This is a genomic window from Prosthecobacter fluviatilis, assembly GCF_055388355.1.
The window spans coordinates 6,087,648-6,103,886 of the sequence record NZ_AP043782.1; the positions used below are offsets into that span (position 1 = coordinate 6,087,648).

Here is a 16,239-nt window from a genome sequence, read left to right on the forward strand (position 1 = left end):
ATGTGACTCCCTCAGTCGAGGCGCACCGCCGCGCAAACTGCGGCGAGGACGCGGGTCAGATTGGCGACGCCGCCGGGTTCGTCGAAGCCGTTGCCGAGCTTGGGCTGCCAGGTGTCGCGGCTGTGATCCTGCTCGGGCTGGGGGATGAGGGTGAGCTTGGGGTCGTACTGGCCGTCTTTGCCGCCGAGCTTGTAGATGACGAGATCGAGCGAGGGAACGATGTAGAGGCAGAAGCCGCCGGCGCCAGATTTCCAGAAGGCGTCTTTGGGCACACCGGCCACGTGGCCGTCTTCGTTGTGCTCAAACTGGAGGGAGAAGGGCGTGTGCGGATTGTAGGGGCTCCAGGTCTGGCATTTTTTGATGTAGTCGGCAGGCACGAGCTGCTTGTCCTTCCACTTGCCGCCGTGGGCGAGGCAGTAGCCCATGCGCAGGGCGTCGGTGGCATGCAGGGCGGTGCTGCCAGCGCCGTTGGCATGGGGCATCACGTAGTCGCCACGGTGCAGGCAGTAGTCCCAGGCACCCCAGCCCTGGGGCTTGGCGAGACGGGTGTCGATGTAGTCCTTCAGCTCCATGCCGGTGACGTGGCGGAGCACGATGCTGGCGATGTGCGGGGAAGGGGAGGAATAAGAGTAGCCTCCACCGGGCTCGATCCACAGCGGGACATTGAGGGAAGACTTGTCGAGGTCCTTGATGTTCTGGCCGGGTACGGGCTTGAGCGGGCGGGTTTTGGGGTCGCCTTTCACATAGCCGCTGGGGGTCTGGCCTTCGCCCCAGTAACCGCCGGTCATGCAGAGGAGCTGGCCGAGGGTGATGTCGGCCTTGCGCGGATCATTGAGGGGAAAGGCTTCGGGCAGGTACTGCTCGGTGAAGACCTTGGTATCGAGTCCCTGGGGGATCTTGTCTTTGAACTCGTGAAGCATGATGCCGCAGGCGATGCTGCAGAAGGCCTTGCCGGTGGAGGCCATGTCAGGATTGCAGTTCCGGCTTGCGCGGCCGAAGTACTTTTCAAACACCAAGTAGCCCTTGTGCACCACCAGCAGCCCTCCATGCGCCGTGGCTCGCTCGGAGAGGGTGTAGGCGGGCTCGATCTTACTGAGGTCCATGCCGGCGAGTTCGCGGCATGCTTTCTCCGTTTTGGCCTCGCGCCAGCCGCCTTCGCTGTCGGGTGGCGGGAAGTAGGTGTCTGCGGCGTGCAGGGAGACGGCGGCGAGTGCGAGGGCGGTCAGGATGCGGGAGCTCATGGTGCGCGCATGCTTATCTGCGACGGCTGCATTTTCCAGTGAGGAGTTATTTGCCACCGCCCCACCGCGCTTCATATCTAGCCCTCATGCCCGCCCAACCTGCCTACGACCTCCTCTCTCTCGGTGAAGTCCTCCTGCGCCTCGACCCCGGCGAGGGACGCGTCCGCACCTCCCGACAGTTCACGGCCTGGGAGGGCGGCGGAGAGTACAATGTGGCACGCGGCGCGCGTCGCTGCTTTGGCATGCGGAGCGGCATTTTGACCGCGTTTGCCGACAACGAAATCGGCCGTCTCATCGAGGACCTCATCTTTCAGGGCGGTGTGGACAGCTCCCTCGTCAAATGGGTGCCGTATGACGGTATGGGCAAGCGTGTGCGCAACCCCATCAATTTCACTGAGCGCGGCTTCGGCGTGCGCGGCGCCAAAGGCAGCGTGGACCGCGGGCATAGTGCGGCCTCGCAGATCAAGCCAGGCGACTTCGACTTTGACTACATCTTTGGCACCCTGGGTTGCAAATGGCTGCACACCGGCGGCATTTTTGCCGGGCTCTCCGAATCCACCGCCGAGGTCACAATCCAGGCCTGCGAGGCTGCCAAGAAGCACGGCGTAACCGTGAGCTATGACCTCAATTACCGCCCGTCCCTCTGGCAGGAGCGCGGCGGCTTTGCCGGTTCCCAAGCACTGAATCGCCAGCTCGCCCCCTACGTCAATGTCATGATCGGCGTGCTCAGCGATGATCCCCCTGTCGCCTCCTCCACGCCCACAGATCCAAGCGACATCTTCGCTGCTGAAGACGCCAAGCTGCGCCCCATGATGGAAAAGCTCGCTGCGCAATACCCGAACCTGCACACCATCGCCGCCACTCTGCGCCGCGTGCACACCGCCAGCATCAATGACTGGGGTGCCCTCTGCTGGCACAAGGGCTCCTTCCACCGCAGCCGCAACTACCCGCGATTTGACATCCTCGACCGCATCGGTGCTGGTGACAGCTTTGTGGCCGGTCTCATCCACGGCCTGCTGGTGGAAAACGACGCGCAGAAGGCGGTGGACTACGGTGCCGCGCATGGCGCCCTGGCCATGACCACCCCCGGAGACACCAGCATGGCTACTTTCCCCGAAGTCCAGAAACTGGCCGAAGGCGGAGACGCCAAGGTGCAGCGATAGGAAATGACGAATGAGTCAATCCGGATGACGAGTGTCGAGATGTTGTTTTCGACATTCGTGTTTCGGACTTATTTCGTCATTCGGATTTCGTTATTCGTCATTTTTGCCGCTTGTCTCCCGCGCCTGGCGTTCCCTATTTTACAGCCCCAGTTATTTCCCTGAATGGCCACCACCGACTTCACTCCTCCGCACGTTTATGAGCAGCCTTTTCCGGCCTTTGACATCAATGCCATCGAGACACCCGCGTATGTAGTGGATGTGGCACTGCTGCGCCGAAACATGGAGAAGCTCGCCCAGGTGCAGAGCGAATCCGGTGCGCGTGTGCTGCTGGCGCTGAAGGGCTTTTCCATGTTCAGTGTGTTCCCCATCATGCGGGAGTATCTGAGCGGCTGCTGCGCCAGCGGTCTGAATGAGGCGCTGCTGGCCCAGGAGTTTGGCAAGGAGGTGCATGTATACTCCCCGGCCTTCAAGGAGCATGAAATGCGTGAGATCATCCCCATCTCGCATCATCTCAGCTTCAATTCCCTCGCTCAGTTCCGGAAGTTCAAGCCCATGCTGGATGCCGCCAAGGCCGCCACCGGCCACGCCCCCAGCCCCGGCATTCGTGTGAACCCGGAACACTCTGAAGTGGAGGTGTCTCTCTACGATCCCTGCTCCCCCGGCTGCCGCCTCGGCATTCGCTCGGACCTCCTCGAAGACGAAGATCTCACCGGCATCGAAGGCCTCCACTTTCACGCCCTCTGCGAACAGGACAGCGATGTACTCGAGCGCACCGTCGCGGCCGTCGAACAACGCTTTCCCCGCCTCCTCAAGCAGGTGCAGTGGGTCAACATGGGCGGCGGCCATCACATCACGCGCAAAGACTACGATGTGGACCTTCTCATCCGCGTCCTCCGCACCTTCCGCGAGAAGTGGGGCAAGGACGTTTACATCGAGCCCGGCGAAGCTGCTGGCCTGAACACCGGCTACCTCATTGCCGAAGTGCAGGACATCATCGAGGCCCCCACGCCCACCGCCATCCTCGATATCTCCGCCACCGCCCACATGCCGGACACCCTGGAGATGCCCTACCGCCCTCACATCTTCGGGGCAGGGCTCCCCGGAGAGCATCCCTACGAGTACAAAATGGGGGGCACCTCCTGCCTCGCCGGCGATGTCCTCAGCGGCTTCTCCTTTCCTGAGCCTTTGCGCGTCGGCCAGCGCCTCGTCTTTGCGGACATGGCACATTATACCATGGTGAAAACCACCACTTTCAACGGTGTCCCCCATCCCGACATCGCCATCTACGATCCCGCCTCCCGGGAATACCGCGTTGTTCGCAAATTCGGCTACGCCGACTTCCGCAACAAGCTCTCTTAGGGCTGGATGAACGTGCTGCCGGGCTTTGGCCCGCTCTCAAAACGTCGAATCTTCATCGCTCCGTAGTCCAAAGCGCACGTCTTGCAGGACTGGGTATGCTTCGCGGCTGCGCAGCTGCCGGCTCCGGTCGAGTTGCCGAGAGCCATTTTTGAATGCCTCCAGATGGCGGAGCCATCTCAGCCTGTAGCGGGGCGGTTGATCGAAGCGATACTGCTCGTATCCACGCCACACCTCAATCGCGTGCCCCGCACAATCGAGTAGCGATGCCAGCGCAAGCGCACCATCCGCTCCCTCCACGCCCTGTCCCGTCACAAAAGCACCAAGTTTGGCCTCAATCGTGTCTGCATCGTGCTGCATCACGCCGTAATGATACGCTCACCCCCGCCATACTCACCTCATGCGCATCCTGCCTTTCTTGTCCATGCTGTCGGTCTGCTCCGTTGGCCTCATTCACGCCATCGAACCCGTCAAAGCGAAGATCAACCTTCTTGACGTCATCAAATCCGGCAACGTCGAGTACCACGTGAATCCCAAGGCGGATTTCCATGATGCCCCTAAGGACATCTGGACCTTTGACAAAGACGGCACCTTCCACATCAGCGGCCGCGGCTACGGCTACGTCGCCACCAAGGAAAATTTCCGCGACTACCACCTCGTGCTCGAATTCAAGTGGGGCACCAAGACCTGGGGCAAGCGTGAAAAGGCCGCCAAGGACAACGGCATCCTCCTCCACGCCTACGGCCCCCACGGCGCCTTCGGCGACACCTGGATGGCCAGCATCGAGGCCCAGATCATCGAAGGCGGTGTTGGCGACATCCTTGTCCTTTCTCCCAAGCTTGCCGACGGCACTGTGCTGACGACATCGCTCTCCGCCGAATACGCGCTCGATCGCGACAAGGAAAAAATCTGGAAGAAAGGCGAGCCTCGTCAGACCGTCACCGCTGGCCGTATCAACTGGAAACACCGTGATGTGGACTGGGCGGACAAAGTCGGCTTCCGAGGCCGTGAAGATGTCGAGTCTCCCTCCGGTGAGTGGAACCGCCTCGAAGTCATCGCCAAGGGCGACACGCTCCAGTACTTCGTCAACGGCACGATGGTGAACGAAGCCTTCGACTGCAAACCTGCCGAAGGCAAAATCCTCCTGCAGACCGAAGGCGCGGAAATGTTCGTGCGCCGCTACGAGCTGTATCCTCTCGGCGAGTTCAAAGGGAAGTAAGTACTCGGGAGCTTCAGCTCCCTCTGGAAAAAGCGCTCTGCGCCACGCATCACAAAAGCCCCCGGTTTTCCCTCAATCCTGTCTGCATCATGTGGCCTCCGGCCGTAATGACACGCCCACCCACGTCGTAATCATCTCATGCGCATCTTCTCACTCCTCCCCGTGTTTTTCGTGTGTGCCGCCGGACTTCTGTCCGCCGCCGAACCCGTCAAACAGAAGATCAACCTCCTCGACGTCATCAAATCTGGAAACGTGGAATACCACGTCAATCCCAAGGCGGATTTCCATGACGCCCCCAAGGACATCTGGACCTTTGACAAAGACGGCACCTTCCACATCAGCGGCCGCGGCTACGGCTACGTCGCCACCAAGGAAAACTTCCGCGACTACCACCTCGTCCTCGAATTCAAGTGGGGCACCAAGACCTGGGGCAAGCGCGAAAAAGCCGCCAAGGACAACGGCATCCTCCTCCATGCCTACGGCCCGCATGGCGCTTACAGCGACACCTGGATGGCCAGCATCGAGGCCCAGATTATCGAGGGCGGCGTGGGCGATATCCTCGTCCTCTCACCCAAGCTCGCCGACGGCACCGAACTGACGACCTCCCTCTCCGCCGAGTTCGCGCTTGATCGCGACAAGGAAAAAATCTGGAAGAAGGGCGAATCCCGCCAGACCGTCACCAAAGGCCGCATCAACTGGAAGCACCGCGATGTGGACTGGGCGGACAAAGTCGGCTTCCGAGGCCGCGAAGATGTCGAGTCCCCCTCCGGCGAGTGGAACCGCCTCGAAGTCATCGCCAAAGGCGACACCCTTCAATACTTCGTCAATGGCGCGATGGTCAATGAAGCCTTCGATTGCAAACCCGCCGAAGGCAAAATCCTCCTGCAGACCGAAGGCGCGGAAATGCTCGTACGTCGTTACGAACTCTACCCCCTCGGCGAGTTCAAAGAAAAGTGGAGCGCCATCCAGGCCAGCGGCGGCAGCGACATCGGTGCCGTGCGCGATGGCCAGTCCAAAGCCCTCTCCCCCGAGGAATCCCTCAAGCGCATCCAGCTCGATGGCGACTACGAAGTGCAGCTCGTCGCCGCCGAGCCCCTCGTTCTCGATCCCGTCGAATGCACCTGGGACGCCAAGGGCCGCATGTACGTCGCAGACATGCGCGACTACCCCCTCGGCCCGCCGAACCCCGGCGATCCCTGGCTCTCCCGCATCCAGCTCCTCACCGATGAGGATGGAGACGGCCGCATGGACAAGGCCGTCACCTTTGCCGACCACATGGACAACGTTCAGGGCCTCCTCCCCTACAATGGCGGCCTCATCGCCACCACGCGTTCGCAGATCCTATTCCTCAAAGATACCGATGGCGACGGCAAGGCCGATGAGATCAAGTCCCTCATCAAAGGTTTCAATCCCAAGCATGCCCAGCTTCAGGTCAGCGCCCCGCGCTGGGGCCTTGATGGCTGCATCCATTTCAACAACGGCCTCGACGCCCGTGAGATCTATCCCGCCGACAATCCCACCGATGTCGTGAACATCCCCGGCAGCAATTTTAAATGGGACCCCCGCACCGACAAGATCACCCCCACCGGCGGCAAAGGCCAGTACGGAGGCGCGTTCGATGACTACGGTCATCATTTCTACTGCTCCAATCGCAATCCTCTGATGTTTACCGTCATGCCTTACGAGGCCATGCTGCGCAATCCCCACGCCGGCATCACGCAAAACTTCGAGGACATTGCGCCCTTCGGCGCAGACACTCGCGTGTTCCCCCTGCAGATCACTCACACCACTGCAGACGCGCATGCCGGCACAAACACCGCCTGCTCCGGTCTCGGCGTCTATCGCGGCCCGCTCATGCCCGAGCTTAGAAATAACGTTTTCGTCCCAGATCCCACCGGCCAGCTCGTCACCCGTTATAAGATCGAGCCGAATGGCGCATCCCTCAAAGCCACCCGTGTTGGCGACCGCACCGAATTCTTCCGCAGCAGCGATGAATGGAGCCGTCCCGTGAACTTCACCACCGGCCCCGATGGTGCCATCTATATCTGCGACATCTACCGCCGCTGGATCGATCACGCCCGCTTCTTCCCCGAGGAGTTCGTCAAAACCCACGACATGCGCCAGGGCGAAAACGAAGGCCGCATCTGGCGTGTGGTTCCAAAGGGCACCAAAAAACTCGTCACCAAAACCCCCGGAAAATACCACGCCATTCCTGAAGTCGGCTGGGGCGATGTCCCGCCTGAACACGCCGAACGCGTGGCCTTCCTCAAAGCCCAGACCATCACCGATGCCAAGGAGCTCAGCGCTCTCATCGCGAAGTATCCCGAAGACCCATGGATGGCCAGGATGGTCGCCTCCTCCGCCAGCAAGCAGATGGGCCGCATCCTCAGCTCCCTCGGCGATGACTTCTTCAAGACCTTCTCTGAAACCCGAAGCACCACCATCCGCACCTTTACCTTGGGTGCCATCGCTGATGCTGAAGCCGAAGACATCACCGCTCTCCTTTCCCTCCTCCAAAAAGAGCCCGGCAAACTCCTCTGGTGGAAACCTGCTCTCCTGCAAGGCCTCGCCAAACTTCCCAAAGGCCACGAAGACGCCGCCAAAGAAATCGCCACCCTGCAGTCCGAGATTGACGCAATCATCGCCGACAACAAAGCCCCCCTCGATCAGCGCCTCGCCGTCATGCCCCTCCTCGGCCAGCGCAAATGGGATGCCGTGCAGCCTGTGGTAAAAACCCTCCTCACCACCACTCAGCCGCCGGAGCTCTCGCTCGCAGCGCTGGCCCTCCTAAGGAAATACCCCGCCACCACCACCGCTCCGCTCATCTATGAACTCCTTCCGAAAGCCGGCCCCGCATTGAAGCGCGACCTCGTCCCAGTCCTCACCGCCAATGCCACGACCGCGCTCGAACTCTTCAAGCGCATGGAGAAAGGCGAATTCCCCACCGCCTGGGTCGATGTCGAAACCCGCTGGCGCTACCAGCGCGGCACCGGCGAGATGCCCGCGCTCGCCAAGAAAATCTTTGGCGAAGCCAGCAGCGATCGCGCGAAAGTCGTGCAGGACTACATGGTCGCCACCACCATGAAAGGGAACGCCAAAAAAGGCCAGCAGGTCTTCGCCACCATCTGCATCACCTGCCACAAACACGGCTCTCTCGGTGTCGATGTTGGCCCGCCGCTCTCCGACGTCAAAGTGAAGCCCCCAGAAGGCCTCCTCTCAGACATCCTTGATCCCAATCGCATGTTTGAAGCCCGCTGGAGCGCCTACACCGTCGAAACCAAAGACGGCCGCACCCTCTCCGGCCTCATCCAAAGCGAAACCGGAGACGCCATCGTCCTTGCCATGATGGGCGGAGCCAAGGAGACCATACAGCGCAGCGTCATCAAGGAAATGAAATCCCTCGACCACACCCTCATGCCTGTGGGGCTTGAAGCTGCGATCTCAAAAGAGCAGATGGCGGATTTGCTGGCATTTCTGCTCGGCAAGTGATGCCGGGGATTCTCGGCAAAGTGATCAGGAGCCGCTCATTTGCATGCGTGTTGCTTGATTCCTGGGCTGCTGGCGGCGCACCTTGATCGAGGAGAGCCCGCTTAAGACATTGTTACTCTTCGGAGGCCCCCTCTTCGCCATGGCCTTCTTCCGCCATGCGGTGAATGGTGGCGCTGAGGAGGTCAATGTAGCCTTGGACATCCAAGCTTTCGGGTTCGGGCTCCCCACGCACGGCGTAGAGCCAGCCCTGCTCGTAGGGATCGCTGCGCACGATGCAGGCGTCCACTTTCAGCTCCGGATTGCCGCCTGCAAAAGCGCCGTTCATCACGCAATAGACGTCAGACGCGGCTTTGAATCCCTCCACCCAGCCGATGTTGTCGCCCGGCGTCACCTTGGCTCCGTCGCCGGGTTTCCATTCGCAATCGACGAGTTCGCCGAGCATGCGGGTGGCAAATTTGGTAAAGCCTACGCGCCACACCCCGGGCTGGCCCTCCACGGGTGCCATCCAGTAGTGCGAGCGCGAGTAGCGGAAGGTGTCAGGAAAGCGGGCGGAAAACCGGGCGTGCTTGAAGCGGACGAAATTGAGCATGGGAATGGATGAGCCGAAGATCTGGAGTTCGGGTGGTTTACGGCAGGTCAGTGCTGAGTGAAAAGTCGTGATCGTGTGTGCCCATGACTCGCTGTCAGACCACCTTGAGGCTGGCTGCCTGGATCAGGCACGCCGCTGCAGTCCCACAAACGTCAGCACCACACCGATGAGGAAATGCACCCCCAGCATGGTCATGGCAAGATCTGGTGTGGCAAACCACGTCTTCACCATTTTGTCGATGGGATCAAAATAAGCGGTCTTTTCCAGGGAGTCGATGATGCCCGACCAGCCATAATGCGCTGTGATGAACGGATGCACCACATGGCCCATGATCCGCGGAAAGCCCAGCAGCGCGCCGCAGAGCAGCACGTTGGCACACAGCAGCGTCAGAGAGATGCTATGCGCACGCTCCTTGCTGCCTGAATTTGCCGAGATGCCCAGGCAGATGGCCGCAAAGGCAGCACCCGAGAGGGCTGGCAGCAGCAGCTTGGCCGGTCCGGTGCCCGGAAGCCCATCGGAGACAATGTCCAGAAACATCTCCATCCACACACTCTGCACGAGAATGATGGGCAGCATGAACAGCAGCGAGCCCAGCAGCCAGGCGGTGGGGCTCACCCCGCCGATGCGCTCACGCTCGTAAAGGGCGCGGCGTTCGGCGATCTCACGCGCTCCGAGTCGCAGAGCCATGAACATCACCAGCAGGATTTGAATCAGCACAATCATCGAGACGGTGTTGGCTGCCGGCCACACCACATCCGGCGCAGTGCTGCCGCCGCGCATGTCCTTGAGCAGTTTTAAATTGGGCAGCAGAAGCAGGGCTGCCACGCCTGGCGCCCCAACCAGCAGCGAGGCGTGTGTGATCCACTCCCGCGGCGTCCGCCTCAGCAGAGACCAGCGGCGTTTCACCAGATGCTGTGCCTGGCTGAAAATGCCGGGCAGAGGAATGATCGGCCTCGTCTCGGTTTCAGCGGGCTTTTTGGTCTCCTCCTCATCCGAGTCGCCCTTTTGCTTCATGATGATCGTGCGGTCCTCGTCTCCGGGGTCTTCCTCTGCGGCGGAGAGCTTGTCCGCTACGCCGCCACCCAGCTTGAAGGCCGCATAATAGGCATCGCGGTGCTTCATCCAGGAGTCGCCCCAGCGTTGGGCCGGACGCTTGGCCAGGCGGGCATACACTTCATCATAAGTCGGCACCGTGAAATAGTGCGGCACGGCGCGTGCAGGACCATGGAAGGCCACATAGCCCTCATGCAGCACCACCACCGTGTCATAGGCTCCCAGATTGGCCAGCGCGTCTGTGGCATGGATCACAATGCGGTCCGGGCGGTCGCTGGCCACCAGCTTCAGCAATGCCTCAAATTCGCGCTCGCTGCGCACGTCCAGGCCCACAGTAAAGTCGTCGCACAAGACGATGACCGGGTCTGCCACCAGGGCCAGCCCCAGCTTGAGCCTACGGCGCTGAGGCAGCGCCAGAGCCGAGGTGCGCTCCGTGGCGATGTTCTCCAGTCCCACCGTCACCAGCACGTGGGAAACACGGGAGATCACCTCATCCCGCGTGCGCCCGGCTCCCCGCAGCATGGCCGCGCTGGTCAGGTTTTCCCGCACGGTGAGGTGCTCGATCAGATTGTCATCCCCCGCAGGCACCCAGCCGAGCTGGTTTGCATACAGCGGCTGCTTGATCAAATCCCGCTTCCCCAGGGTGACCGTGCCCGCCTCGGGCTCCGTGAGTCCTGCCAGGATGCGCAGCAGCGTTGTCTTGCCGCTGCCCGAAGGCCCGATCACCGCCAGCACATGCCCGCCCGGAGCCGAAAAGCTGACCTGTTCCAGCACGCGGAGAGGTTCCTTGCCTTTTCCGGGAACAACATGGGAGAGATTGTTGATTTCGAGCATATTCCCGATCTAACCCGGTATGGCGGAAAGAGCAAAGTTCAAAATTCCGTCTTCCCCAGCACCCTCCTGCGCTTTATTCCTGCCCCATCATGGCCTCCATCCTCCAAGTCCATCCATCTGACGATGCCATCGTCGCCCTTTCCGACCTCGCCGCCGGCACCGCCCTCTCTCTGAACGGCCGCTCCTGGACGCTGCGCGAAAAGATCCCCGCCAAGCAGAAATTCGCCGCCCATGACTTCGCCGTCGGCGACATCGTCACGATGTACGGCGTCACCGTTGGCAAAGCCACCCAGCCCATCGCCACCGGCGCCCTGATTCACACCCACAACGTCGTCCACGCCACCTCCGCCTTCAGCGGCAAGCAGCGCGACTACACCTGGACGCCCCCGGACGTCTCCAAATGGAAAACCCGCACCTTCAACGGCTTCAAGCGCTCCGTCGGCCCCGCTGGCACCGCGAACTACTGGCTCGTCATCCCCCTCGTCTTCTGTGAAAACCGCAACCTCGCCTTCATGCGCGAGGCACTCACCCGCAGCCTCGGCTACGGCAAAACCTCCCCCTACGAGCGCTTCGCCCAGCGCCTCGTGGATCTCCACCGCTCCGGTGCCTCACGGGATGAAATCGAAGCCGCCACCCTCGAAGCCGAAACCTCAGCCACCGCCGCCCGCGTCTTCAAAAACATCGACGGCGTCAAGTTCCTTGAGCACGGCCTCGGCTGCGGCGGTACCCGCCAGGATGCCCAGGCCCTCTGCCGCCTTCTCGCCGGCTACATCCACAGCTCCAACGTCGCCGGTGCCACCATCCTCAGCCTCGGCTGCCAGCATGCCCAGGTCAGCCTCCTCGAAAGCGAGATGGCCGCCCTCTACCCTAAATTGGAAAAGCCCCTCCTCATCTACGAACAGCAGAAGAGCAAATCCGAGCGCGACATGATGGCCGCCGCCATTCGCGACACCTTCCTCCACCTCGCCACCGCGAACGAACAAACCCGCGAGCCCTGCTCCCTCAGCAATCTCATCATGGCCGTCGAATGCGGTGGCAGCGACGGCTTCTCCGGCATCTCCGCCAATCCCGCCATCGGCCACACCGCCGATCTCCTCGCCGCTCTCGGCGGCGCACCCGTCCTCAGCGAATTCCCTGAACTCTGCGGCGTCGAGCAAAGCCTCAGCGACCGCTGCGTCACCGCCGCCCTCGCCGACAAATTCGTCGGCCTCATGCGCGCCTACGAAGCCACCGCCCAGGCCTGCGGCTCTGGCTTCGATGCCAACCCCAGCCCCGGCAACATCCGCGACGGTCTCGTGACGGACGGCATCAAATCCGCCGGCGCAGCCAAGAAAGGCGGCACCAGCCCCATCGTCGATGTCCTCGACTACGCCGAGCCCATCCGCCAGCACGGCGGCCTCACCCTCTACTGCACTCCCGGCAACGACGTCGAAAGCACCACCGCTCTCGCCGGCGGCGGCTGCAACATGATGCTCTTCACCACCGGCCTCGGCACCCCGACCGGCAATCCCGTCTGCCCCACCCTCAAAATCTCCACCAACTCCGATCTCGCCCGCCGCATGCCCGACCTCATCGACTTCGACACCGGCCCCATCATCTCCGGCGAAAAAACCGTCGAACAAATGGGCGAAGAAATGCTCGAACTCGTCATCGCGACGGCGAGCGGAGAGTACATGCCTAAAGCGGTAGCTCTGGGGCAGGATGACTTCCTGCCATGGAAGCGCGGCGTGTCGCTGTGACAATAAAATCCTATTTAGGCGGTTCCCTAGCCAGGTCTTTTTGCATCCAGCATCTTTCGGATTAAAGGCGGACCCTCTGCTATCAGGCGCGTGCGTTCATCGGAGGGAATTGTCCCTCCGAGCGCTTCGATGCAAGAGATCAGACTGCTGAGCCTGTCCAGATCCACCGTTTCTGTCGCCGAAGTTTCGTGAAGCTCGGCCAGCAGTTCCGGAATCACATCTTGATCGCCAAGCCACCTCAGAGCATGGCATGCCAGGTGTTGATAGGTTGAACGGTCATGAATCGCTCTCAGCAGGAATCGGTTATCAAGAGGCTGTTTGAAGTGAGCCAGCCCGATTGCAGCCAAAATTCGAATCGATTCGTCGGGAACCGATTCGGCCATTTCCTTCAATGGTGGAATCATAAAATCTCCGAAACGAGGAATTCGTTCTAAAACGAAATACGCATCGCCTGGGTAGAGCAGCATCAAAGAAGCGACTTGCTTAGCGTGCTTTTGCGGATCGAGCGCAGCTTTGTCAATTGCAGCCAATCGAGTTAATAAATCAGGGGCTTTTAACTCTCTGACAAGTGCATCTTCAGACATACATTTCAGACATACATATTTGAATGACGGTGTGCAAAAATCACCCCTCCGTCTCCGAATGCAGCGCGATGCAGTTTCCCTCTGAATCCAGCACCTCCGCGCGGAAGCCATATTCCCCGATCGAGTGCACATCCGCCTGCACTATCCCGCCATTCGCCCTCACCGCAGCCACCGCCTCCTTCAGCCGCCCGTTCACATCAAAGTAAATCATGATTCCGTCCGCCGAAGGCTTGAAATCCTTCACCACCACCACGCATCCCTGCTGCCCACCATCCGCCGTCGGCAGCATGGCGGTGGGGACGCCGCCGAAGTTTTCCTCCTTGATCTCCCGCCCGAGCACGGCGGAGTGGAAACGGATGGCGCGTGCGAGGTCGGTGGCAGGAATGTCGAACCAGACGAGATTGGGCTTCATGGGCGGGAGCTTGGATGCTCCGCAGGTGAAAGCAAATGCCTGCGCTAGCTGCAAATCGAAGGATAATGCACCTTCATGCAGGTCGGGCAGATGCCATGGCTGAAGTCCGCTTCGCTATGGGCATGCACGTAGCTTTCCACGCTCTCCCAGTAGCCGGCGTCATTGCGCACACTCTTGCAGTGGGAGCAGATGGGCAGCAGTCCGTGCAGCGTCTTCAGATCACTGAGCGCCGCCGCGAGATCTGCTGCCGTGCGGCGGAGTTCCAGCTGCGAAATGATCTGGCGGGCCAGTGTCTTCAGCAGCTTCTGCAGGGTCTGGCTTTGCTCAGCGGTGAGCGACCGGCGCTCGCGGTCGATGACACACAAGGTGCCCAGCCCATGGCCTTCCAAGTCAATCAAAGGCGCTCCGGCATAAAAGCGTATGTGGGGAGCTGCGGTGACGAGCGGATTCTGCGCGAACCGTTCATCTGCCGTCGCATCCGGCACTACCATGACCTCGGTGCCGAGAATCGCATGAGCGCAGAAGGCATGCTCGCGCGGAGTCTCGGTGGCCGTCAGTCCGACGCGCGCCTTGAACCACTGGCGATCCTCATCCACCAGAGTCATCAGCGCGATGGGCGTGCCGCACAGCGTGGAGGCAAGAAACGCGAAATCATCATAAGCCTGCTCTGCCGGAGTGTCGAGAATCTGATAACGACGCAACGCAGCGAGCCGTTTGGTTTCGTTCGGAGGAAGGGGGGCTGTCATATGAATCCTGCCAAAGTTTAGAATGCGAATGCCCTGATGTGCAGCGTTTTTTGCCAGGGTGCGATTTTGAATGCATCACTTAGCAAGTTGTGAAAGTGAACGCGGTGAAAGTCATGACGGAGAACAATTCTGCTGACGATCCTGGCCAGGATTTCCACCTTGCCGTCAAGCCTCCCCCGTCTCTGATGGCCCCATGCACAAGCCTTTGTTTCTCGCGCTCCTCCTTGCCCTACCCGCACTGGCCAAAGACATCCCCATCGCTGATGCCGCCGCATTTGCAGAGGCCGCCAAAAAGATTACCGCAGGAGACACCCTCATCCTCCAGGACGGCACCTGGGCAGATGCTCAGTTAAAACTCCACGCCGAAGGCACCGCCGAAAAGCCCGTCACCATCAAGGCGCAAACTCCCGGAAAAGTCATCTTCACCGGCACCTCCCGCCTCTCCGTCGGCGGCTCCCACATCATCGTGGACGGCCTCTGGTTCCAAAATCCTACCGGCGAACAAGTCATCGAACTCCGCAAAGATTCCAAGCAGCTCGCCTTCGACTCACGCATCACCAACTGCGCCGTCACTAACGATGCCCAGCTCACCTCCGCCAAGTCCTCCCAGTTCGTCTCCATTTACGGTGCACGCAATCGCGTCGATCACTGCTACATCGCAGGCAAGACCACCCAGGGAACCACCATGGTGGTCTGGCTCTCCAACGAAGCCAAAGACCAGGGCAAACACCAGATCGACCACAACCATTTTGGCCCCCGTCAGAGGCTGGGCCAGAACGGCGGCGAAACCATCCGCCTCGGCGACAGCAAGACCTCCATGCAAACCGCCTCCTGCATCGTCGAGCACAACCTCTTTGAGAAATGCGATGGCGAAGCCGAGTGCATCTCCAACAAATCCTGCGGCAATCTCTACCGCCACAACACCTTCAAAGGCGTGTCCGGCACCCTCACCCTCCGCCACGGCAACGGCTGCAAGGTGGAGAACAACGTCTTCGTTGGAGACGGGGCCAAAGGTGCCGGCGGCGTCCGCATCATTGGCGAAGACCACATCGTCACCGCCAACCGCTTTGAAAACCTCACCGGCGACAATGAACGCAGCGCCTTGTGCATCATGCTCGGCATCCCCGATTCCGTGCCCAACGGCTACTTCCAGGTCAAGCGCGCCAAAGTCACCGGCAACACCTTCATCAACTGCAAGCACAACATTCTCATCGGCATGAGCGGCGACAAAAAGGCCACCCTCCCACCGCTCGAAAGCGAGATCAGCGGCAACGCCATCCAGACCAACAAAGGAGAAGCCTTTGAGATCAAATGCACAGCAGAAGGCGTAACGATGAAGAACAATAACACTGGCACCGCCGAGCCTCCCGCTGCATCACCTTCCTCCCTCGAACCCACCGGCCCTTCCTGGAAAAAGTAGTCCCCCCATGCGTACCAACGTCCTCCGCAAACCACTCACCTGCTGCTGCCGCAAGCCCATGACCGGGTTCTACCGCGATGGCTACTGCCGCACCGGCCCCGGAGACGTCGGCCTGCACACCGTCTGCATCGAGGCCACCGAGGAGTTCCTCAATTTCTCCTACCTCAGCGGCAATGATCTCTCCACCCCCGCCCCCGAATGGGATTTTCCAGGTCTCAAGCCCGGCGACCGCTGGTGCCTCTGTGTTTCACGTTGGAAGGAAGCCCTTGATGCCGGCTGTGCCCCGCCAGTGTCTCTCTCAGCCACGCATGAGTCCGCCCTTGAATGGGTCGATCTCGAAGACCTCCGGGCCCATGCTCTCGATGATCCCGGTGAAGTGATGGATGATGAATGA

13 protein-coding genes are annotated in these 16,239 nt (G+C 60.8%); 7 read left to right on the forward strand and 6 right to left on the reverse strand.

Annotated features, from left to right (window positions below; translation table 11 throughout):
- Nucleotides 1-11: 11 nt before the first annotated feature.
- Nucleotides 12-1,241 carry a serine hydrolase domain-containing protein gene (locus ACZ5WW_RS23790; RefSeq protein WP_377163628.1) on the reverse strand — a complete coding sequence of 410 codons (1,230 nt, stop codon included), beginning with the start codon at nt 1,239-1,241 and terminating at the stop codon, nt 12-14.
- Between the two features lie 86 nt (nt 1,242-1,327).
- On the opposite strand from ACZ5WW_RS23790, the gene ACZ5WW_RS23795 reads away from it, so the two are divergent.
- The 4 genes from ACZ5WW_RS23795 (at nt 1,328) to ACZ5WW_RS23810 (ending at nt 8,468) form a co-directional block, all read left to right on the forward strand.
- Entirely contained in the window at nt 1,328-2,404 is a 1,077-nt protein-coding gene (locus ACZ5WW_RS23795; RefSeq protein ID WP_377163630.1) for a sugar kinase, read from the forward strand.
- A 162-nt stretch (nt 2,405-2,566) separates the two neighbouring features.
- A complete protein-coding gene (nspC, locus tag ACZ5WW_RS23800; RefSeq protein WP_377163632.1) occupies nt 2,567-3,763 on the forward strand; it encodes a carboxynorspermidine decarboxylase in 1,197 nt (398 codons plus the stop codon).
- 397 nt (nt 3,764-4,160) lie between these two features.
- Nucleotides 4,161-4,979: a 3-keto-disaccharide hydrolase gene (locus tag ACZ5WW_RS23805; RefSeq protein ID WP_377163634.1), complete on the forward strand. Its 819-nt coding sequence runs from the start codon at nt 4,161-4,163 to the stop codon at nt 4,977-4,979.
- Nucleotides 4,980-5,117: 138 nt separating this feature from the next.
- A complete protein-coding gene (locus ACZ5WW_RS23810) occupies nt 5,118-8,468 on the forward strand; it encodes a PVC-type heme-binding CxxCH protein (RefSeq protein WP_377163636.1) in 3,351 nt (1,116 codons plus the stop codon).
- 112 nt (nt 8,469-8,580) lie between these two features.
- Here the strand turns inward: ACZ5WW_RS23810 and ACZ5WW_RS23815 are convergent, their stop codons facing one another.
- Both ACZ5WW_RS23815 and ACZ5WW_RS23820 read right to left on the reverse strand, forming a co-directional pair.
- Entirely contained in the window at nt 8,581-9,057 is a 477-nt protein-coding gene (locus ACZ5WW_RS23815; protein ID WP_377163638.1) for a glycine cleavage system H family protein, read from the reverse strand.
- Between the two features lie 123 nt (nt 9,058-9,180).
- Entirely contained in the window at nt 9,181-10,944 is a 1,764-nt protein-coding gene (locus ACZ5WW_RS23820) for an ATP-binding cassette domain-containing protein (protein WP_377163640.1), read from the reverse strand.
- Nucleotides 10,945-11,033: 89 nt separating this feature from the next.
- On the opposite strand from ACZ5WW_RS23820, the gene ACZ5WW_RS23825 reads away from it, so the two are divergent.
- Nucleotides 11,034-12,683, forward strand: a complete 1,650-nt coding sequence (locus ACZ5WW_RS23825; protein ID WP_377163642.1) for a UxaA family hydrolase — start codon at nt 11,034-11,036, stop codon at nt 12,681-12,683.
- 26 nt (nt 12,684-12,709) lie between these two features.
- Here the strand turns inward: ACZ5WW_RS23825 and ACZ5WW_RS23830 are convergent, their stop codons facing one another.
- From ACZ5WW_RS23830 to ACZ5WW_RS23840, 3 genes are read right to left on the reverse strand one after another with little or no spacing between them, the layout of a single operon-like run.
- On the reverse strand, nt 12,710-13,267 hold the full coding sequence (locus ACZ5WW_RS23830) for a HEAT repeat domain-containing protein (protein ID WP_377163644.1): 558 nt from the start codon (nt 13,265-13,267) through the stop codon (nt 12,710-12,712).
- A 40-nt stretch (nt 13,268-13,307) separates the two neighbouring features.
- Complete coding sequence (locus tag ACZ5WW_RS23835) at nt 13,308-13,679, reverse strand: VOC family protein (protein WP_377163646.1); 372 nt, start codon at nt 13,677-13,679, stop codon at nt 13,308-13,310.
- Between the two features lie 44 nt (nt 13,680-13,723).
- On the reverse strand, nt 13,724-14,425 hold the full coding sequence (locus ACZ5WW_RS23840) for a GAF domain-containing protein (RefSeq protein ID WP_377163648.1): 702 nt from the start codon (nt 14,423-14,425) through the stop codon (nt 13,724-13,726).
- Between the two features lie 193 nt (nt 14,426-14,618).
- On the opposite strand from ACZ5WW_RS23840, the gene ACZ5WW_RS23845 reads away from it, so the two are divergent.
- Both ACZ5WW_RS23845 and ACZ5WW_RS23850 read left to right on the forward strand, forming a co-directional pair.
- Nucleotides 14,619-15,845: a polysaccharide lyase 6 family protein gene (locus ACZ5WW_RS23845; protein WP_377163650.1), complete on the forward strand. Its 1,227-nt coding sequence runs from the start codon at nt 14,619-14,621 to the stop codon at nt 15,843-15,845.
- A 7-nt stretch (nt 15,846-15,852) separates the two neighbouring features.
- Nucleotides 15,853-16,239 (forward strand): DUF2237 family protein, encoded by a 387-nt coding sequence (locus ACZ5WW_RS23850; RefSeq protein WP_377163652.1) that lies wholly within the window; start codon nt 15,853-15,855, stop codon nt 16,237-16,239.